17 protein-coding genes, 1 tRNA gene, 2 pseudogenes and 1 CRISPR repeat array are annotated in these 18,096 nt (G+C 68.3%); of the genes and pseudogenes, 12 read left to right on the forward strand and 8 right to left on the reverse strand.

Features of this window, described 5'->3' with window-relative positions; all coding sequences use genetic code 11:
* Nucleotides 1-995: 995 nt before the first annotated feature.
* Both OG199_RS45410 and OG199_RS45415 read right to left on the reverse strand, forming a co-directional pair.
* Entirely contained in the window at nucleotides 996-1,481 is a 486-nt protein-coding gene (locus OG199_RS45410) for a hypothetical protein (RefSeq protein WP_266944377.1), read from the reverse strand.
* Between the two features lie 528 nt (nucleotides 1,482-2,009).
* Nucleotides 2,010-3,362: an MFS transporter gene (locus OG199_RS45415; RefSeq protein WP_405835021.1), complete on the reverse strand. Its 1,353-nt coding sequence runs from the start codon at nucleotides 3,360-3,362 to the stop codon at nucleotides 2,010-2,012.
* A gap of 271 nt (nucleotides 3,363-3,633) precedes the next feature.
* On the opposite strand from OG199_RS45415, the gene OG199_RS45420 reads away from it, so the two are divergent.
* The gene (locus OG199_RS45420; RefSeq protein WP_331728499.1) at nucleotides 3,634-3,972 is read left to right on the forward strand and encodes a helix-turn-helix transcriptional regulator; all 339 of its coding nucleotides are present in this window, start codon (nucleotides 3,634-3,636) and stop codon (nucleotides 3,970-3,972) included.
* Nucleotides 3,973-4,042: 70 nt separating this feature from the next.
* Here the strand turns inward: OG199_RS45420 and OG199_RS45425 are convergent.
* The 3 genes and pseudogenes from OG199_RS45425 to OG199_RS45435 form a co-directional block, all read right to left on the reverse strand.
* Nucleotides 4,043-4,282: pseudogene (locus tag OG199_RS45425) on the reverse strand (IS5/IS1182 family transposase); the annotation flags it as partial.
* A gap of 30 nt (nucleotides 4,283-4,312) precedes the next feature.
* Nucleotides 4,313-5,224 carry an IS3 family transposase gene (locus OG199_RS45430; RefSeq protein WP_405835001.1) on the reverse strand — a complete coding sequence of 304 codons (912 nt, stop codon included), beginning with the start codon at nucleotides 5,222-5,224 and terminating at the stop codon, nucleotides 4,313-4,315.
* Nucleotides 5,221-5,550 carry a transposase gene (locus OG199_RS45435; RefSeq protein WP_331728398.1) on the reverse strand — a complete coding sequence of 110 codons (330 nt, stop codon included), beginning with the start codon at nucleotides 5,548-5,550 and terminating at the stop codon, nucleotides 5,221-5,223. The genes OG199_RS45430 and OG199_RS45435 overlap by 4 nt, the downstream gene beginning before the upstream one ends.
* 73 nt (nucleotides 5,551-5,623) lie before the next feature.
* On the opposite strand from OG199_RS45435, the gene OG199_RS45440 reads away from it, so the two are divergent.
* The 11 genes and pseudogenes from OG199_RS45440 to OG199_RS45490 all read left to right on the forward strand — a co-directional run bounded on the left by OG199_RS45440 (nucleotide 5,624) and on the right by OG199_RS45490 (nucleotide 15,797).
* Nucleotides 5,624-6,022, forward strand: a complete 399-nt coding sequence (locus OG199_RS45440) for a transposase (protein WP_405835023.1) — start codon at nucleotides 5,624-5,626, stop codon at nucleotides 6,020-6,022.
* On the forward strand, nucleotides 6,019-6,744 hold the full coding sequence (locus OG199_RS45445; RefSeq protein WP_405835025.1) for an IS3 family transposase: 726 nt from the start codon (nucleotides 6,019-6,021) through the stop codon (nucleotides 6,742-6,744). Before OG199_RS45440 ends, OG199_RS45445 begins: the two co-directional genes overlap by 4 nt.
* Before the next feature lie 169 nt (nucleotides 6,745-6,913).
* Nucleotides 6,914-8,113, forward strand: coding sequence for an IS30 family transposase (locus OG199_RS45450; protein WP_331728576.1), 1,200 nt, complete (start codon nucleotides 6,914-6,916; stop codon nucleotides 8,111-8,113).
* Nucleotides 8,094-8,417 (forward strand): integrase core domain-containing protein, encoded by a 324-nt coding sequence (locus tag OG199_RS45455; protein ID WP_331728501.1) that lies wholly within the window; start codon nucleotides 8,094-8,096, stop codon nucleotides 8,415-8,417. Before OG199_RS45450 ends, OG199_RS45455 begins: the two co-directional genes overlap by 20 nt.
* A gap of 343 nt (nucleotides 8,418-8,760) precedes the next feature.
* Nucleotides 8,761-8,847 (forward strand) — tRNA-Leu (locus OG199_RS45460).
* 458 nt (nucleotides 8,848-9,305) lie between these two features.
* Nucleotides 9,306-9,969, forward strand: a pseudogene (locus OG199_RS45465) (IS110 family transposase); the annotation flags it as partial.
* Nucleotides 9,970-10,218: 249 nt separating this feature from the next.
* On the forward strand, nucleotides 10,219-10,614 hold the full coding sequence (locus OG199_RS45470) for a hypothetical protein (RefSeq protein ID WP_331728505.1): 396 nt from the start codon (nucleotides 10,219-10,221) through the stop codon (nucleotides 10,612-10,614).
* Nucleotides 10,615-10,960: 346 nt separating this feature from the next.
* Nucleotides 10,961-11,598: a CRISPR direct-repeat array (repeat unit 29 nt; unit sequence CTGCTCCCCGCACGCGCGGGGATGGTCCC).
* A gap of 56 nt (nucleotides 11,599-11,654) precedes the next feature.
* A complete protein-coding gene (locus OG199_RS45475; protein ID WP_331728507.1) occupies nucleotides 11,655-12,038 on the forward strand; it encodes a hypothetical protein in 384 nt (127 codons plus the stop codon).
* Between the two features lie 17 nt (nucleotides 12,039-12,055).
* Nucleotides 12,056-14,284: a telomere-associated protein Tap gene (gene tap / locus OG199_RS45480; protein WP_331728509.1), complete on the forward strand. Its 2,229-nt coding sequence runs from the start codon at nucleotides 12,056-12,058 to the stop codon at nucleotides 14,282-14,284.
* 4 nt (nucleotides 14,285-14,288) lie between these two features.
* Nucleotides 14,289-14,846, forward strand: a complete 558-nt coding sequence (tpg, locus tag OG199_RS45485; protein WP_329293285.1) for a telomere-protecting terminal protein Tpg — start codon at nucleotides 14,289-14,291, stop codon at nucleotides 14,844-14,846.
* A 285-nt stretch (nucleotides 14,847-15,131) separates the two neighbouring features.
* The gene (locus OG199_RS45490; protein WP_331728514.1) at nucleotides 15,132-15,797 is read left to right on the forward strand and encodes a maleylpyruvate isomerase N-terminal domain-containing protein; all 666 of its coding nucleotides are present in this window, start codon (nucleotides 15,132-15,134) and stop codon (nucleotides 15,795-15,797) included.
* A gap of 132 nt (nucleotides 15,798-15,929) precedes the next feature.
* On the opposite strand, the gene OG199_RS45495 is transcribed toward OG199_RS45490, so the two are convergent.
* The 3 genes from OG199_RS45495 to OG199_RS45505 form a co-directional block, all read right to left on the reverse strand.
* Nucleotides 15,930-16,385, reverse strand: a complete 456-nt coding sequence (locus OG199_RS45495; RefSeq protein ID WP_168532007.1) for a hypothetical protein — start codon at nucleotides 16,383-16,385, stop codon at nucleotides 15,930-15,932.
* Nucleotides 16,386-16,477: 92 nt separating this feature from the next.
* Nucleotides 16,478-16,861 carry a transposase gene (locus tag OG199_RS45500; RefSeq protein WP_405835029.1) on the reverse strand — a complete coding sequence of 128 codons (384 nt, stop codon included), beginning with the start codon at nucleotides 16,859-16,861 and terminating at the stop codon, nucleotides 16,478-16,480.
* 258 nt (nucleotides 16,862-17,119) lie between these two features.
* Nucleotides 17,120-17,995: a helix-turn-helix transcriptional regulator gene (locus tag OG199_RS45505; RefSeq protein WP_331728521.1), complete on the reverse strand. Its 876-nt coding sequence runs from the start codon at nucleotides 17,993-17,995 to the stop codon at nucleotides 17,120-17,122.
* Between the last annotated feature and the right edge of the window lie 101 nt (nucleotides 17,996-18,096).

The raw sequence follows: 18,096 nt of genomic DNA on the forward strand, positions 1-18,096 counted from the left end.
GGCGAGGTGCACCGGGCGCGGGATGGTGCTGTAGCGGTGGTGCCACAGCCGCGCGCGGATCAGTCCTTGAGCAGGATGGTGATGGCGTCGGTGACGTCGTTGACGGCGTGGTGCGCGGCGGGAAGTCCGTCTGGCCAGGGGGGCACGGCGGGCCGTCGGTGGTCTCCAGCCGTACGTCGCCGCCTACAGCGTGCCAGGCGTCGGTGCTGTTGATCGGACCTGGCCCGGCGGTCGGCCTGATGCGGCGAGCAGGGGTGAGTAGATCGAGGGCGGATCGCGGGGTGAGGCGGTGGCGGCGGCGTAGGCGGCGCGTTCCTCGGGTGTCCAGTCCGGTTTGGGTTGCAGCAGGTCGTAGTCGGGGGCGAGGCGGTTGACGACGCGACCCCACCAGTGGGTTGAGGCCGGTAAGCAGGATGCTGGTCGGCATGACTGGGCGGTACGGGCAGATGCCACCCCTCTCCCTGCGGTAACGGAGGCCGGGCACGCCGATAATCCAATCCTGGGGACTCGAGAATTCGTCGTAGTCGTTCAGCCGGGGGAGGAGGAACTCGGCCCAGTAGTAGGTCACATATGGCTCACTGGCGAGCCGGAGGACAAGCTGGTCCTCTGCGGCCACCGCCGCCGCACCGGCGGTGGGACGGTGTGAGGTGTGCACTCGATCCGTCGGGACGGTGTTGCGGGGCCGGTCTCCCTCGGCGGCATCTCGCCCGTGGCTGCCGGGCCGGACTGCCCGGACAGGAGGGAGACACGTGCTACATCCTCGGCAGCCTGCACACGGGGGAGTTCTCCCTGCTGGTGGTCAGTTACCACATGGCGCACAACAACTGAGTGTCTCGTAGGGCAAGACAATGGTGCACGTCACCGCAACTGATGTGCACCAATGTCATACCGGACGTCTGTGGGACGTGTGCCCGGGTTGATTGTGCGAGGGAGAGGTATGCCTCCCATTGCCCGCTGGTGTCGGCTTGTGGCCGCTGACAGATTCCTCTGTCAGATCACCGGTGAACAGGGTCCCCCGGCGGCTGGCAGTTGACGGGGTCGCAGCTGCTTGCGCGCAGTATGGGCGCGGGCGGCGTGGGGTGGGTGCCCCGCGTCTGCACCGTGAACGACGGGTTGGTGGGGGTGCCCGTGGCGCGGAGCAGGGTGGCGGGGGAGTCCGTCGACACGTCGGTGCCGCCGGCGAAGAAGCTCTGGTGCGGGTGAGTGTTCCGGACACCGTAGAGCTCCGCCAGGATGTTGTGCGCCGGGACCTCGAAGGTCTGGCAGGTACCCCTGGCCACCGTGGCGCTACGGCCCTGCGGCTGGTAGTCCTCGTCGTACCACTTGAGGTAGGAGGCGTAGTTCCCGTTCGAGCACAGTTCGATGTGACCCGTACGGATAGTCGCCGAGGCACTTCCGGAAGTGGCAACCACCGCGGCCAAGGCGAGCCCCGCTCCGGCCGCGCCCAGCACCGTTCGTCGTGCACTGTTCCACAACGTCATGTGATCTCCCATTTCTGTCGCGGCGTCGAGATACGACGCCCATAACCGATCGTCCCGCTCGTAGAACCCGGTGCAGGCCGATCGCGATGTTGAGCGTAGCCGACTTCCGGCAAACGTATGTCGATCCGTGTGGGCATCAACTACTGAGGTTTTCAAGGCGGGGTCGGGTCTGTGCGGGTGAGTCCGGTGGCGGTGAGGCAGCTGTCGATGAGATGAGGCCGGAGCTGGATTGCGCGTAACTTCCGTCGCAGCACGCGGCCGAGGTCGTCGGGTGTGTTGAAAGCGCTGTTGGCCATTGCTCTGCGTACGAGTGACCAAACGGCGGACTGCCACCGGCCGAGGAAGCACACACTCCCCGCCGACCAACTGCCATTCAGAAGCACCTCGACCAGCGCGAGATACCCCGGCCGAAGTCCTGGCGAAGCCTGGGCAGCTGCGTTGAAGTCGTCTAGGCCGTGTATCGAAAGTGCTTCTCGGGGGCGTACCCGCCTTGCGGTGTCAGACAGGAAGAGCCCAAGTCTCTTGGGGTCAGGCTGCCGCTGTGGCGGCAGACCGCCGTTCCGGCCGCGCGATGAGCTGCCAGGCACCGAGGCCGCCCAGGAGGTAGGCAACGCCGACCGCGAGGAAGGAGAGAGCGGCTCCGTGGTTCCAGTCGGTGATGGAGTTCAGGATGACGCCCATGACGGCGATCCCGACCAGTGAACCGATCTGACGGTTGGCGTTGAGGACCGATCCGGCCACGTTCGCGTGCTCCGGGCCGGCAGCATCGACGAGCGCCGCCGTCATGCCGGGCGAGATGATGCCTGCGCCGATGTTCGCCACACCCACGGCAACGGCCACCACCCAGTAGGGGGTGCTCTGGGAGATGGTGACCATCGTCAGAGAGGCGACTCCGGCCAGCAGCAGGAATGTCGTCAGGAGGATGCCGTTGGAGAATCGGGCGGAGATCCGGGAGTAGACGATGTTGGCGACAGGGAAGAAGATCGTCATGGGGAGCAGCTCAAGGCCCGCCTCGAACGGGGACGCCCCGCGGGCGTGCTGGAGGTAGAGGCCGAGCATGAAGGTCGACCCGAACAGGGCGAAGTTGAAGAGGAAGCCGACGATGTTGGCGCCGGCGAAACCTGAGTGGCGGAAGAGGAGCCACGGCATCACGAGGTTGGCCGCGCGCCGCTCGCGGACCACGAGGGTGGCGGCGGCCACGACGGTGACCGCGTAGGCAGCGACTACCGGCCGCGCCGCCCAGCCCAGTTGGGGGCCTTCGATCAGGACGAAGCTGATGGCTGCGAGGAGGAGGATCCAGGTGATGTGCCCGGCAACGGCCAGTCGCGTGGCCTGGGTCCCGACCGGCGCGATGTAGCGGTAGGTCATGTACATACCGATCAGACCGATCGGCAGGTTCAGCAGGAAGATCGACTCCCAGCCGAACGCGCTCACCATCAGACCACCGACGGTGGGGCCCAGCCCGGACGAGGTGGCGACGATCGCCGACCACAAACCCAACATCTTCGTACGCTGGCGTTTCTCCGGGAAGGAGAAGACCAGCAGTGACAGGGAGCTGGGCATGAAAAGAGCTGCGCCGACGCCCTGGGCGAGGCGTGCCGCGATCAGTGTTTCGGGGTTGGGCGCCAGGGCGCACGCAAGTGAGGCGAGGGCGAAGACGCCCATCCCCCACAGGTAGATCTTCTTCGCACCGATCCGGTTAGCCAGGCCGCCGGCGAGCATCAAGAGCGAGGCGAAGGTCAGAACGTACCCGTCGATGATCCAGGTCAGCTGCGTCAGTGTGGTCCTGAGCTCCTGCTGGATGGTGGCGCCGGCGACGTTGACCACGGTGACGTCCAGGGTCGCCATGACGAATCCCGTGGCCAGCGCCGTGATTTTCAAGCCGCTTGGTACCTCGCGCTTCTTCGGCGCAGGCGTCTGTGTCACTCCTGCGTGGACTGAAGTCATTTGTTTTCTCCTGCAACGGTCGAGGCGGCGCTGCATCCGCGTTGGGGCGCGATCGCCCAACTGCGGTGCCCATGGGCTTGCTCGGGTCTTCCGGTGCGTGCCGGACCACTGAACTGCATATGTTGATGGCTGTCAAACATTGATGCCCATCAACGTATTGTGGGCATCGTAGTATGGTGGAGAGGAGTGAAAGGGGTGAGCGGTCGTGACCGCACGGACCACTACGGAACGCATAACGGACCATCCCGGCGCGGAGGTCATCACCCTGCAAGGAGTGCTGGACGCGCTCGTGGATCCGGTCCGCCGGAGCATCGTGCGCCAACTGGCCCAGGCGCCTGACGACATGGCCTGCGGGACCTTCGATATCTCGGTGTCACGCTCCACGGGCACCCATCACTTCAAGGTCCTGCGTCAGGCCGGCGTCATCCGCCAGTACTACGTGGGCACCTCACGCATGAACGAACTTCGCGCCGACGACCTCGCGCGTCTCTTCCCCGGCCTGCTCACAGCAGTCGTCAGCGCGTCGTCGGCCACGGAAGGCTGACTGGGGCCCGGGCCTCCATGAGCCCGTCGCTTCTTTACCCCGTGCTGAGTTGCAAGTTTGAAGACAACGTTCACAGCCACTCGTTGATGGCCGCGACGAGGACGGTCGCCTCGTAGCGGACGGCGAGCTTGTCGTATCGCGTAGCGACGGCGCGGTGTCGCTTGAGGCGGTTGATTCCGCACTCGACGGCGTGCCGCTCGCGGTAGTCGATCGGATCGAAGCGTGGCGGTCGGCCGCCGCGCGAGCCGAGCTTCTGGCGGTTGCGTGCCTGGTCGGCCTTGTCCGGAATGGTGCACCGGATTCCGCGGCGGTGTCAATCCCCTCGGACTGTGGAGATCTTCTAAGCGGCCAGCTCCAAGGCGGAGTTGGCTCGGTGGTCGTGTTCGTAGTCGATCGGACTCCGGTAACCGCACACGCTGTGCAGTCGGTGCGTGTTGTAGAAGCCGGTGATCCAGGTCGCGATTCTCAGGCGGGCCTCGGTGCGGGTGGCGAAGGTGTGCCGGTGGACGTACTCGACCTTGAGTACGCTGTTGAACGCCTCGCTGACGGCGTTGTCGAAACACGAGCCGACCCGGCCCATGGACTGCGTCACGCCCAGACGCCGGCAGGCCCAGCGGAAGCGCCGGGACACATATTCGCTGCCCCTGTCGCTGTGGAAGATGACGCCCTTGACGTCGCCGCCACGGGTGGCCGCGGCCATGTTCAAGGACGCAACGACGAGTTCTGCGTCGTGACGTGCACCCATCGCGTAACCGAGCAGGCGGCGCGAGAACAGGTCGATGACGGTGGCCAGATACAGCTTGCCCTCACCGGTGGCGATCTCTGTCATGTCGCCGCACCACACCTGGTCTGGAGCGTCGGCGGTGAAGTCGCGGCGGACAAAGTCCGCGAACGCGGGCCGTTTCCCGGGGCGGGTCAGCCCGCCCCGTCGGCGGATCCTCCGTCCGGCCAGGCCGAGTTCGGCCATGAGACGCGCGACGGTGTTCACCGAGACGCGCCAGCCGGCGCGGATCAGGAGGAGCCAGACCTTCGGAGAACCGTAGGTGCCGCCGGAGTTCTCGAAGATCTGCCGGATCGCGTCGGCCAGCTGTCCTCGCCGCACTTCACGAGCGGTGGTGGGCTTGCCGCGCCACTTGTAGAACCAGGACTCCGACACTCCCAGAACCCGGCAGGCCAGGCGGTGCGGGACGTGGTGCTCGGTCCTCTGGTTACCGATGAACGCGGCCAGGGCGGCCGGGTCCGTTTCGGTCACTTCACCCAGAGGACCATGCATCGCTTGAGGACATCACGCTCCATCTCCAGCTCGCGGATCCGCTTGTTCTTCTCCGCCGCATCCCGCCGCAGCCGCTCCAGCTCGGCCCGCTCGGCTTCGCGCAGCCGCCCGCCCGGTGCGTGCTCGGCAGGCTGGTCGGACGACGCCGACCCGTTGCGCCGCCACCGCGACACCCAGCTGTGCAGCGTGCCGGAATGCACACCGAGCTCCTCGGCGACCTCCGGGATCGGCCTGCCCGTCTCGATCACAATGCGTACAGCACCCTCACGAAACTCAGGCGTGTACGTCCGTTGCTTGGACCCCATGAACCCCAACTTCCCCTGCAATCAAGGACTCCACGCTACGAGGGGAGGGACAGCCGGGGCCTCCCCCGGAGTGGTGGACACGCTGATACTGGATCTGCTTGATCCGGAGGAAGCGAGAAGACCGCCGATGGCGATGAAGGACTATTCGGACGAGTTCAAGGCCGATGCCGTGGCCCTGTACGAGTCCACACCCGGGGCGACCTACAAGAGCATCGCCGCCGACCTGGGCATCAACCGGGCGACCCTGCGCGAGTGGGTGCTGCGGGACCGCGAACGCCGCGGTGTCACCGCCACGGCTGCAAAGCCGGCCGTCCAACCGGGGGCGGCGGTGCCGTCCGACGCTCCGGACGAGCGAATCCGGCAGTTGGAGGCCCGGGTGGCCGAGCTCGAGGCAAGTGAGCGCAAGCTCGCGACCGAGCGGGACATCCTCCGCAAGGCGGCCAAGTATTTCGCCGGAGAGACGAACTGGTGATCAGCCGCTTCCAGTTCGTCGACGACCACCGGGACACCTACGAGGTGAAGCGGCTCTGCCACGTCCTGGACGTGAACCGGTCCAGCTACTACAAGTGGCTCGCCGGCGCCGAGGCCCGGGCCGCCCGGCAGCACAAGGACCGGATCCTGGCCGAGGAGATCCGCGAGATCCACGGCGAGTCCGGCGGCGCCTACGGCTCCCCGCGAGTGACCGCCGAGCTCCGCGAGAAAGGACGGCGGGTCAACGAAAAGCGGGTCGCCCGGATCATGCGGACGTTCTCGATCACCGGCATCCGCCTGCGCAGACGCGTGCGCACCACCGTCCCGGACCCGGCAGCCTCACCGGTTGCGGACCTCTTCCAGCGGGACTTCACCGCCGCCGATCCGGGACGGAAGTACATGGGCGACATCACGTATCTCCCGCTCGCCGGCGGGGAGTTCCTCTATCTCGCGACCGTGCTGGACTGCTTCAGCCGCAAGGTCGTCGGCTGGTCCATGGCCGACCACATGCGCACCGGCCTGGTCGCCGACGCGCTGCGGATGGCAGCCGCGACCCGCGGCCGTCTGGACGGCGCCGTGTTCCACTCCGACCACGGGGCCCAAGGTGGATTCAACTGGTCGTCGCAACACCCTGATCTCGGAGGTGTGCGACGTGGCCACGGCGGACTGGAGTTTGAAGACCAGCGATGTTGCGGAGGGGCGGCGTCGGCAGTGGCGCGCTGATCGTGCGTTGCGGCCGGCGATGCGCTCGCCGGGGCGGCCTGATCCGTCTCGGGTCGTGCAGCGCCAGTTCTGGCGACTGATCGCCACGGGGGTCACGACGGCGGAGGCGTCGCTGGCGGTCGGCGTGTCGTGGCCGGTGGGTGCGAGGTGGTTTCGTCACGCTGGCGGCATGCCTCCGATCTCGTTGGCCGAGCCCTCGGGCCGGTACCTCACGTTCGAGGAGCGCGAGGAGATCGCGATCCTGAGAGCGATGAGCAAGGGTGTGCGCGAGATCGCCCGCGCTCTGGGGCGTGACCCCGGGACAATCTCTCGCGAACTGCGCCGCAACGCCGCCACGCGCGGCGGCAAGCAGGAGTACCGCGCGACGGTCGCCCAGTGGAAGGCTCAGCAGGCGGCCAAGCGCACGAAGAGCGCGAAGCTCCTGGGCAATGACCGGTTGCGTGGGTACGTTCAGGAGCGGTTGTCGGGGAACGTTCTCCGGCCTGACGGGATGGTCGTCGCGGGACCGCAGACGCCTCCGTGGAAGGGGCTGAACAAGCCGTACCGGCAAGACAGGCGGTGGGCGACAGCATGGAGCCCGGAACAGATCTCGCACCGGTTGAAGGCCGACTTCCCCGAGGATGAGTCCATGCGCATCAGCCACGAGGCGATCTACCAGTCGCTGTTCATCGAGGGCCGTGGTGCGCTCAAGCGTGAGCTGGTCGCCTGCCTGCGCACCGGGCGGGCGCTTCGGGAGCCTCGGTCGAGGTCACGGAACAAGCCGCAGGGGCATGTCACCGCGGATGTCGTCCTGAGTGAACGTCCTGCAGAGGCCGCGGACCGCGCGGTCCCGGGGCATTGGGAAGGCGATCTGATCATCGGGACGGGCCGGTCCGCGATCGGCACGCTCGTCGAGCGCAGCAGCCGATCTACACTCTTGGTGCATCTGCCGAGGATGGAGGGCTGGGGCGAGGTGCCGCCGGTGAAGAACGGCCCGGCGTTGGGCGGTTACGGCGCCGTCGCGATGAACACTGCCCTGACGGTGTCGATGACGAAGCTGCCCGAGCAACTCCGCAAGACCCTGACCTGGGACCGCGGGAAGGAACTCTCCGGGCATGCCCAGTTCGCGCTCGAGACCGGGACGAAGGTGTTCTTCGCCGATCCGCACTCGCCCTGGCAGCGACCCACAAACGAGAACACGAACGGGCTGCTGCGTCAGTACTTCCCGAAGGGCACCGACCTGTCCCGGTGGTCCGCCGAGGACCTCGCAGCCGTCGCCCTGGCTATCAATAACCGACCCCGCAAGATCCTCGGCTGGAAGACCCCGGCCGAGGTCTTCGAGGAACAGCTACGCTCACTACAACAACCCGGTGTTGCAACGACCGGTTGAACTCGCCGAATATGTGTCCCGGCGCTTCCGCTGGGCCTGCCGGCGTCTGGGCGTGACGCAGTCCATGGGCCGGGTCGGCTCGTGTTTCGACAACGCCGTCAGCGAGGCGTTCAACAGCGTACTCAAGGTCGAGTACGTCCACCGGCACACCTTCGCCACCCGCACCGAGGCCCGCCTGAGAATCGCGACCTGGATCACCGGCTTCTACAACACGCACCGACTGCACAGCGTGTGCGGTTACCGGAGTCCGATCGACTACGAACACGACCACCGAGCCAACTCCGCCTTGGAGCTGGCCGCTTAGAAGATCTCCACAGTCCGAGGGGATTGACAATTGAGTAGGGAACACCAACCGTAGAGGGCCATGGCCACCAGGTAGGCCGCGCCGACCAGGGTGGGCAGTAGCTGGACGTGCCACTTCCATCGAGGAGTGGTGAGTCTGGTCGCGGCGGCCACGCAGTCCTGGGCCTGCTGCAGCAGGCTTGGAATGCTGAGAACTGCCGAGTGATCGAATACGCCGCCACCTGACACTGACGGCCACCGAACCAGTAGAATGATCACCGCTCCGCCAGCAGGCGGCTTTGCTGACACACGCAGCAGCCCCGTCGCCTGTACGAGCCCCAAGCTAGGACCGGAGTGGAGCACCAGGGAGTGTGGCGGAACGGGCAGACGCGCCGGATTCAAGACCCGGCGCCCTTACGGGCGTGAGGGTTCGACTCCCTCCACTCCTACCAGCACCAAAAGCACACGGGGACGGTCGCGATACGCGTGCCGCTGACGCAAGGACGAGGCGGGTACTCGTTCGGTTGATGCTCCGCGCGGGCGAGGGCTGTGCCACCGGATTGGATGGTTCCCCGACCGCCGACGATCGGGGAACACACCTTATGCAGCGCAGCATGCGAGAAAAGTGTTACCAGAGCTCTCGCCAAGGCATCTGATAGATCTACCCCCCCCGTTACCGTCTTCGTGCCTCCGCAATGGGGCCTCTGGCCTTCGGGTCCGGCATGACTTCCCCCTCCTGTTGTTGATGATCCGGGGGGGGTGTCACCGGGCCCGGAGGCATCGAACGGACCGCTGATGAGGGGCTTGAGCACCGGCTTCACCCGAGCCGGAAGAGCTCTCCGTAACGTGGGTGTGGCAGCTCGGTGCCGAGGCAAGGCCGGACGAAAAGCGTGACCGGAGGGGCCTGCACGTGATCGACACCGGCGGCATCGACGTCTTCCTCGGCCTGGACGTCGGCAAGGGCGAACACCACGCTACCGCCGTCACTCCGGCCGGGAAGAAGGCGTTCGACAAGCGCCTGCCCAACACCGAACCCCAAGCTCCGCGAACTGTTCGCCAAGCTCCAGGCCAAGCACGGAACGGTGCTGGTCGTGGTCGACCAGCCGGCCTCGATCGGGGCCCTGCCACTCGCCGTTGCGCGGGACATGGGCTGCCCGGTCGCCTACCTGCCCGGGCTGACGATGCGCCGGATCGCCGACCTCTACCCGGGCGAGGCGAAGACGGATGCGAGGGATGCGTTCATCATTGCTGACGCGGCCCGCGCGATGCCTCACACGCTGCGGGCGATCGACGGCGAGGACGAGACGATCGCCGAGCTGGAGATGATCGTCGGCTTCGACGACGACCTGGCCGGCGAGGCCACCAGGTTCGCCAACCGGCTTCACGGCCTCCTGACCCAGATCCACCTGTCGCTGGAGCGCGTGCTGGGGCCGCGGTTGCAGCACCCGGCCGTCCTCACGCTGCTGGAACGGTTCGGATCACCGGCCCAGATCCGCAAGGCAGGACGGCGCCGCCTAGTCACGCTATTACGACCGAAGGCCCCGGGGATGGCCGGGCGGCTGGTCGAGGACATCTGGGGTCAAGGGAGGCTGACCTTTCGACAGAATCGTTGCCCGAGGCGGGCGCATCCCCGCACACGCGGGTAACAGCGGGAGGCCGACATCCCTCCGTCGGCATTGTAGATAGCCGCCACACCCCACCGGGCGAGAGGTCCACGACCCACCGCGTCCTGTTGATCAGTACGCCGAAACCGGCGCGAAGGTGCCGTGTTGCCTGTCAGGCTGATCCCTCGCATCACCGGGGACGTACGGACGGAACGCACCATGGCACGCAGCCCGCTCACCGCCGCTCAGCAGCGGCGGGTGCAGTGGAAGACCATCGACCGGGCGCTGGCCCCCTTCTCCACCGATTCGCTAACGGTGCTCCTCCAGGCCGCGCTGGCGTCTCCGGGCTGTTCCCGCGTTCACGACCACCTCCTGCTGCTGTGGACCCGCACCCTGCGAACTCCCACGCGTACCGGTGCTGCTGCGGCCGCGGCGGACCTGCCGGGGCTGGTCGAGGCCGCCGGGCGGGCTGCGCCGGGGCGCGGCGTGGTGACCGACCGGGTTCCCAGTGATGTACGGGGCAGGGTCCGGTTCGCCACGTCGGCGGGGGAGCGGATGCTGGTCCATCCCGGGCAGCTCGCGCACCCCTCCTGGTCCTGCGCAGCTTGCAGCTGACCGCGCTGGCTGTCGATGAACCGGCGCGCGCAGCGGTCGGGTTCGGACTGAGCGACGTTCTCGAGCTCGCGCTGCGCCTGAGCGATCACACCCTCACCGCGGTGTCCCCGGCGTGGCCGGTTGCCGCGCCGGACGAGGATCCGAAGGTGGTGTGCGCGCTCACCGAGGACGAGGTCGGCGCCGCCCGGCTGCTGGCCGGCGCGGACCTGGACGCCGTCACCGCCGTGTGCGGGCAGCCGGCGGACGCCGCGCGGGCGGTGGATTGGCTGACCGAGCCGATCGAGGGCCTTCCGCTGCGCTACCACCCGCAGGCGCCGCGACGTCGCACCCTCCTGTCCACGGGCGCCTGCTCCCCGCACGCGCGGGGATGGTCCCGCGGCGACGCGGACCGCGACGGCGCAGGCATCCTGCTCCCCGCACGCGCGGGGATGGTCCCTCGGCCTGGACCGGCGATCATCCGGACACCCGGGCCTGCTCCCCGCACGCGCGGGGATGGTCCCCCGTCCACGGCGAACGCACTCACGGACGATCCCTGCTCCCTGCACGCGCGGGGATGGTCCCATCCGCCCCGGGAGATGCCATCATCACATCAGCTGCTCCCCGCACGCGGGGGGATGGTCCCTACAAGCCGGTCTTCAGCGACCCGCAAGGCATCTGCTCCCCGCACGCGCGGGGATGGTCCCTACCGCGAGTTCAGCCACGAGCACTTCGACGGCTGCTCCCCGCACGCGCGGGGATGGTCCCAAGGTCCGCACGCGAGCGGCCAGGACGTCTGCTCCCCGCACGCGCGGGGATGGTCCCTGGTCTTGCTTCATCTGCGCGCCGGCCCGGGTCTGCTCCCCGCACGCGCGGGGATGGTCCCGGCCTGTACGTAGCAGGGACGTCGCTGTGAGGCTGCTCCCCGCACGCGCGGGGATGGTCCCAAGCCGTTCCTCGGCGGCGACGGCTTCGTCAACTGCTCCCCGCACGCGCGGGGATGGGCTCGGAGCAATCAGACAATGAATCGTTGTTTCATTGTCACCGTGCGGTAGGGTGTCGGTATGCCACGTGATCTCCGTCAGCAGGCCCGTGACCGTCTGTCCGCATTGGCCCCCGCCCCTGGTGACGACACGACTCCCGCGCGTCGTGTCGAGCAGGACGCGTCGCTGGTGGGGCGGCTGTTGGCAGCCGCTGGTGAGCAGAACGATTCCGGGCGGGATCCGGGCGTGGGGCCGGACGATGTGGGTGCCGCTCTGGGCCTGTTCGAGGACATGCGCGAGGAGTTGGACCGGCTGGAGACGCAGGTGGTCATGGAGGCGCGGCGGCGGGGGATGGACTGGCGGCAGATCGCCGCCCATCGGGGCCTGAACTCCTCGCAGGCGGCCTCGCAGCGTTACCAGCGGCTGATGACACGGCTGGAAGAGATCCGTCAGGGTGTCCGGTGAGCGAGAACGAACCGCAGATGACGGACCAGCCACCGCAGTTGTTCAACGCGATCGACTCCCTGCTCGCCGCCGTCGACGAGGGCACCGTGCTGCCAGCCCCGGCCGAGCGGGTGCGGCTGCGTGAGGCGGCCGGCCTCACGCAGGCTGCCGTCGCCCAGGCCTTGGGTGTACGGGTGCCGAGCATCACGGCGTGGGAGGCCGGGCGTGCCGAGCCCAGGGGGGAGCGGCTGGAGGCCTACCGCCGGCTCCTCGAAGGCCTCGCCCACCGCTACCCCGCACCGGCCCCGGGCCGCGAAGACGCCGGCCCGGCGCCGACTTTGCGACCCCCTGCAGCCACACCGCCGGGGACGGCTGCGCACCACACACCACCCCAGGATCCCGAAACCCTCTCCGCCCCGGCCCCGGTGCCGACCGCGGTGCCGCAGCCGGAGGTAGCGAAGACACCCGCCGGCCCGTCCGCGCCCGACGCGGAGCCCGTCGTGTCGGTCGAGGCGCCCGCCGCGCCGGTCGCGGAGGTGCGTCCCGCCCGCCCGGCGACGTCGCGGCGCCCGGCCGCGAAGAAGGCGACAACGTCTCCGGCTGATCCGCGGTTCCCGCACGGCCCGCTGGCCGTCCTGGACGGGGACGGTTCCGCGTACGGCGTCGACGGCATCGTGCTGGACTGCCCGGCGTCCACGGTGCCGGAGTTGGTGGAGTGGACGCTCAGGGAATCCGGCCTGGGTGCGGCGAAGCTGAGCCGGTACGGCAAGGACTCCGACCCGCTCATCGTCCTCACTGCCGCGGCCGCCGTGAGGCTCGGGCTGCCGGAGCGTCTGGAGGGCCACGAGCAGCGCCGATCCCTGCGCCTGCCGGAGGACCACCCGGTCGTCAAGCAGGTACTCAAGGCCCGGTGGCAGCTGACGCAGCGTGGTTTCGGTCCGTGGGCGCGGATCTACCGCAAGGCGCAGGGCCGTGAGCGGCAGTGCGTGCAGCTGGCGATCCTGTCCTGGGACGCGCTCGATGAGCGGTCCTGGCCCGGCGTCTCCGAGATGGAGCCGGCCGACATCGCCCGCGTCCTCGGCGTCTACGCGACCCGGGTCATCATCCCGCGCGGCTCCACGGCAGTCTCCGGCCTGGAACTGATGACCGCGCTGCGCCCGCCGACGAAGGCGGTGCAGGATGCGGAGACCGGGAACTGGGTGTCCGGCCACAACGCGGGCTCGCTGGGGACGGAGCCGGTCGACCCGGCACCGCCGGAGGCCACCGCGGAGCACCCCGTCGTGGTGAACTCCGGCTGGAGTGGCGGTTTCCTCAACGAGGAGGCGTACCAGTGGGTGCGACCGGTGGACTTGCTCAGCGATGAGGAGTGCCTGCTGCCCTTCGCGGTCGGCCTCGACCTGAACACCGCCTTCCTCGCGGCAGCGGCCCGGCTCACGGTCGGCCTGTCCGCGCCCGACCACTTCCACGCCCCGACGTTCAGCCCGAAGATCCCTGGCTCGTGGCTGGTGGACCTGTCCCATGTGGAGGTGGACCCCCGTCTGCCGTCGCCGTTCACCCCGGACGGCAGCCGCCCGACCGGGCCGGCCTGGTACCAGACGCATACCGTCGCTTACGCGCAGGAACTCGGCTACAACGTCAAGCCGTTGGAGGCGTATCTGCGGCGGGAGACGGGTGCGTATCTGGATCCGTGGCACGACCGCCTCAAGGCGGCGTACGTCGACACCCTCGCCGATCTCGGTGTCACCCGGGACCTGGACGACCGCCAGTTCCTGACGGCGATGGAGCAGCACAAGCAGACCGACCCCGCCATGACGGCGGTCCTGGCCGCGATCAAGGCGACGGTGAAGGGTGGTGTCGGCAAGCTCCGCGAGCGCCCGCAGGGCAAGTCCTACACCGAGGGCGAGCCGTGGCCGGCCATGCAGCGCCCGACCTGGCGCCCCGACATCCGGGCTGCGGTCATTTCCAAGGCGCGGGTGAATATGCACCGCAAGTTGCTGAACATGTCCCGGATGACGGGCCTGTTCCCGCTGGCCGTGCTGTCCGACTGCGTCGTCTACCCCTCGCCGGGGGAGAGTCCGCTGGACTTCCTGCCCTACGCGGCGTCTGGGAAGCCGCAGCCGGGCGGTTTCCGTCTCGGGCCGACGCCGGGGCTGGCGAAGCTGGAGGGCGTGCAGTCGATGCTGTGGGCGGTCGATTTGATGGAGCAGGGCTTCAACCCGGCCCGTCACATCAAGGGCGGCGACGCCGTCCTGGACGAAGGGGAGTAGCACGGTGGGGGAGATCGAGGACGCCATCGAGCGGGCCGACCGGGAGAGCTTCACCAAGGAGCCGCCGAAGACCCTCAAGCGCCGGATCGGCTACCTGATCAAGCAGCTCGGCAGCGCCAAGGCCGTTGCGCAAGAGATCGGCGTCACCGCCGACTCCGTCAACCGCTACCGCCGCGGCGCCCGCAAACACCCTCCCGCCGACGTCGCCGCGAAGATCGATGACGCGGTGCGGGCCCGCTGGCAGCCGCTGGTGCGCAAGCGCCGGCACCGCCAGGCCGCCGCCACGGGCGGCATCACGGTCGAGACCCGCGCCCGGTTCGGCTACACCGCTGCGGTCGGCAGCACCGACGACGGACGGTTCCGGCGACTCACTGTGCACCTCCCCCCGGAGTACGCGCAGCGCCTGTTCGACGCCCGCGACACGGGGGCCAGCGACCAGGAGATGCGCGGAATCATCGCCGAGGGATTCAAGGAAATCTATTTCCAGGACGGTGGAGTCCGCGCGATGGGGCTTTCCGACGTCGAAATCAACGACATCGATTACCTGGATCTCGACTACTGAAGAGAGAGGTAGGGGGGCCCACGATGATGGTCACGTGAGCCGAGGCACGATAGGCGTCACAAATGCGAGCCTATTGTCACCAACCCCCGGGAGACTCGTTTGGCCAGCGTCCTCGGCCCGGGGCAGCCCACGTGGCGCCCGACTGCATGATCGGATCGGCTGGCATGAGGGCCGGGCAAGGCAGAGCTGACTGCGATCGGCTGGTGAGCTGCTGCGGTGGCCCAGACGACCTCGCGGCTCGGCCAGGTGCCCGGAAGCGGGGCCAGTGGAGAGGGAGGGCGGCGCATGGAGTCGGTCGGTGTTCTGACGGCTGCGTACGGGGCTTTTGCGGGCGTGGTGACCTCGCTCAGCGATGAGGAGTCCTGGTTGCCGAGTGGGTGCACGGGGTGGGCCGTGCGGGATCTCGTCTTCCACTGCCTGGCCGACGCACAGCGGGGGTTGGTGGCTCTGCACACGCCGGCTGCCGGGCCTGCGGACCGCGATGCCGCCACCTACTGGGCGAGCTGGCGGCCGGGCACGGTGGGTGCGGCGAACGGGCGACGCTATACCCGGGTGGGCGCCAGTATGTTCCTGGAGTTCGAGCAGTTGCGAGGGCTGTACCTGGAGACTGCGGCGGCCACTGTCACAGCGGCTGAGCGCAGCGATCCCCAGCAGTTCGTCAGCACGCAGGGGCATGTGCTCATCGCTGGCGACCTGATGGCGACCCTCGCTGTTGAGGCCACAGTTCATCATCTTGACCTCGTGGCACACCTTCCGGCAGCTGTACGGCCGCCGGAGGGTGCCGGGATGGCGTGTGTACGGGCCACCCTTGACGGACTGCTCGGCCATCCGGTGCCCGTGGATTGGAGCGACGAGCACTACGCGCGGGCCGCCACCGGCCGCCTGCCGCTGACCGCCGCCGAGAGACACGGACTCGGCACCGACGCGGATCGTTTCCCGCTTTTTGGATAGCCCACGGCGGCACGGGAGGGTGACAACAAGACTGCAAAGCCGAGGCCAATGACTGGCTCTCTTCGCGAGTTTCGGGTTCTGGCACAGATCTTGGGGAGCGGTCGCGGAGGGTGAGGTTGGCGTTCGATTTACTCAGAGCGCGATCGGCCGGTACTTCAGAGCCTCATCGACAATCTGCTCCGCAGACGGGCCCTGAGTGATGTCCGAGGGATGGAAGACCAGGTCACTCACCCGGGGATGCGACACGTTCGCCTCCAGGAGCCGCAGATAGTAGTCGCTCTCCGCAGAGGCAGTCAGGAGTCTGCGAACGATCTCAACGAGCTCGTCCCGGGTGATGTCGGCAACCACGGGGCGAGCCAGCCGGGCCGCCTCCCTCGCGAACTGCTCCAGGCTCCTGCTTCCGTCGTACTCAGCGAAGTCGAGAGCCACGTAGTCGTGCCCGGTCATCGCGTTGAACGCCTCGATCGCCTCGACCGCCACTTCCGGGCGGGCGACCAGCAACTCAGCGATCCGCTCGACCTCAGCGCACAGCTCGTTCAGTTGCTGCTGGCTCACGGGCGGGGGCAACAACTCCGGTCTCAGGTCCACAGCGGCATTATGTCCGTCGGTGCCGACACGCCCCAGCCCTCTGGGTGTTGTCCGTTCTCGGTCTTGGCGAAGGGTTCGGAGGGCTTGGAGTGCTACTGGAGCAGGATCATCTTGCGGAGTAGTTCGAAGCCGGCGCGACCGTAGAGCTGCCGCTTGATCTTCTTGATGCGGTTGACGGCGCCCTCGATGCTGCCAGAGCTCCAGTCCAGAGTGAGTCCGGCTGTCACGGCGTCGAGGTCTCGGAGCAGATGGAGTGCGAAGCCTGTGAGGCCGGGTAGCTGGCTGGCATCGACGGTGTCGATCCAGGCAGGGAGCGTGCTGCCAAGGCGGTCGGTAAGTATCTCGCCGAAGTCGCGGACGTGTCCGGCGGCCTTGTCCAGCTCGGGGCAGCGGGCGAGGACCTCCTTCAGGCCGGCCCGGTCTTCCTCGGTCAGGGCCGTGGGGTGCCGGGTGAGCCAGCCGGTCACCTGCCGCACTGATCACCTTCACCGACGACACCACCCTCGACGCCTCGTCCCGTGTGTCCGCGGCCCGGGAGCTGGCACTTCTTCACAAGCACCTCTGACTCCGGCCGGCCCGGCCGGCCCGACCGGGCCGACCTCCGCGGACGGCGGGACGGGAGTCGAAGGCGGCGACAACAGCGCAACAAGCTGCGGGTCGCCCCCTACGAAGTCTGTACGGAGAAGGGGCGCCGAACCCATTGGGGTTCGGCGCCCCTCTTGGTCAGCCGCAGGTCACCCGGTGGCTGACCGCTCGGTGTCCTGGGTGGCGGCCCAGGTGGCGAGCAGGCGCAGCCCCTCCTCGGAGGAGGAGCCGGGCTCGGCGGTGTAGACGGTGAGGGTCAGGCCGGGGGCGGCCATGTCCAGGCCCTCGAAAGCCAGGGAGAGGTCGCCGACGGCGTGGTGGTGGAAGTGCTTGGTGCCAGTGCTGTGGTGGCGCACGTTGTGCGCGCCCCACCGGGTACGGAACTCGTCGCTGCGGGTGGACAGCTCCCCGACCAGGTCGTGGAGGTCCTTGTCGTGGGGGTTGCGGCCGGCCTCCGTCCGCACGATGGCGACGGTGATGTCGGCGAAAGAGTCCCAGTCCGGGTAGAAACGGCGGGCGGCGGGGTCCAGGAAGGTGAAGCGGGCCAGGTTCTGCTGGTTACCCGGTGTCGCGTAGAGATCGGTGTAGAAGGCGCGGAACATTGGGTTGGCGGCGAGGACGTCCATCCGGCCGTTGCGGACGAACGCCGGTCCGGCGGTGACCGCGTCCAGCGTCCACTGCAAACTGCGGTGCGGTGTCCACCGCCGGGCGGTACGCCGACGGGGCCGGGTGAGGGCGTCGGATCCGTCGGCGGCCTGGGCGAGGTTCACCAGGTGGGCGCGCTCGGCGTCATCGAGCAACAGCGCGCGGGCGAGGGCTTCGAGGACGCCCGGGGAGACTCCGGCGAGGTCGCCACGCTCCAGTTTCGAGTAGTACTCCACGCTCATGTCCGCAAGGGCGGCGACCTCGCTGCGACGCAGCCCCGGCACCCGGCGGCGGGATCCGGAGGGCAGCCCGGCCTGGTCGGGGGTGATCTTGGCGCGCCGCGAGGTGAGGAACTCGCGGACCTCCTCACGGTTGTCCATGCCTTCGACGGTACGTCCCGCGCAGGGCCGAAGGGATGCACTGCCAGTACACCCTTCGTCAGCAACTCGTTCCGCGCCTGAAGAGGGCGTTACCTGGAACG

It is taken from the genome of Streptomyces sp. NBC_01176, from assembly GCF_045039825.1.
Classification (GTDB): domain Bacteria; phylum Actinomycetota; class Actinomycetes; order Streptomycetales; family Streptomycetaceae; genus Streptomyces.

Coding starts and splice junctions, on each gene's coding strand:
- OG199_RS45490 (WP_331728514.1), top strand. CDS start 15,132: ATGGAGTCGGTCGGTGTTCTGACGGCTGCGTACGGGGCTTTTGCGGGC.
- OG199_RS45470 (WP_331728505.1), top strand. CDS start 10,219: ATGGCACGCAGCCCGCTCACCGCCGCTCAGCAGCGGCGGGTGCAGTGG.
- OG199_RS45410 (WP_266944377.1), bottom strand. CDS start 1,481: ATGACGTTGTGGAACAGTGCACGACGAACGGTGCTGGGCGCGGCCGGA.
- OG199_RS45435 (WP_331728398.1), bottom strand. CDS start 5,550: ATGGGGTCCAAGCAACGGACGTACACGCCTGAGTTTCGTGAGGGTGCT.
- OG199_RS45475 (WP_331728507.1), top strand. CDS start 11,655: ATGCCACGTGATCTCCGTCAGCAGGCCCGTGACCGTCTGTCCGCATTG.
- OG199_RS45450 (WP_331728576.1), top strand. CDS start 6,914: ATGCCTCCGATCTCGTTGGCCGAGCCCTCGGGCCGGTACCTCACGTTC.
- tap (WP_331728509.1), top strand. CDS start 12,056: ATGACGGACCAGCCACCGCAGTTGTTCAACGCGATCGACTCCCTGCTC.
- OG199_RS45505 (WP_331728521.1), bottom strand. CDS start 17,995: ATGGACAACCGTGAGGAGGTCCGCGAGTTCCTCACCTCGCGGCGCGCC.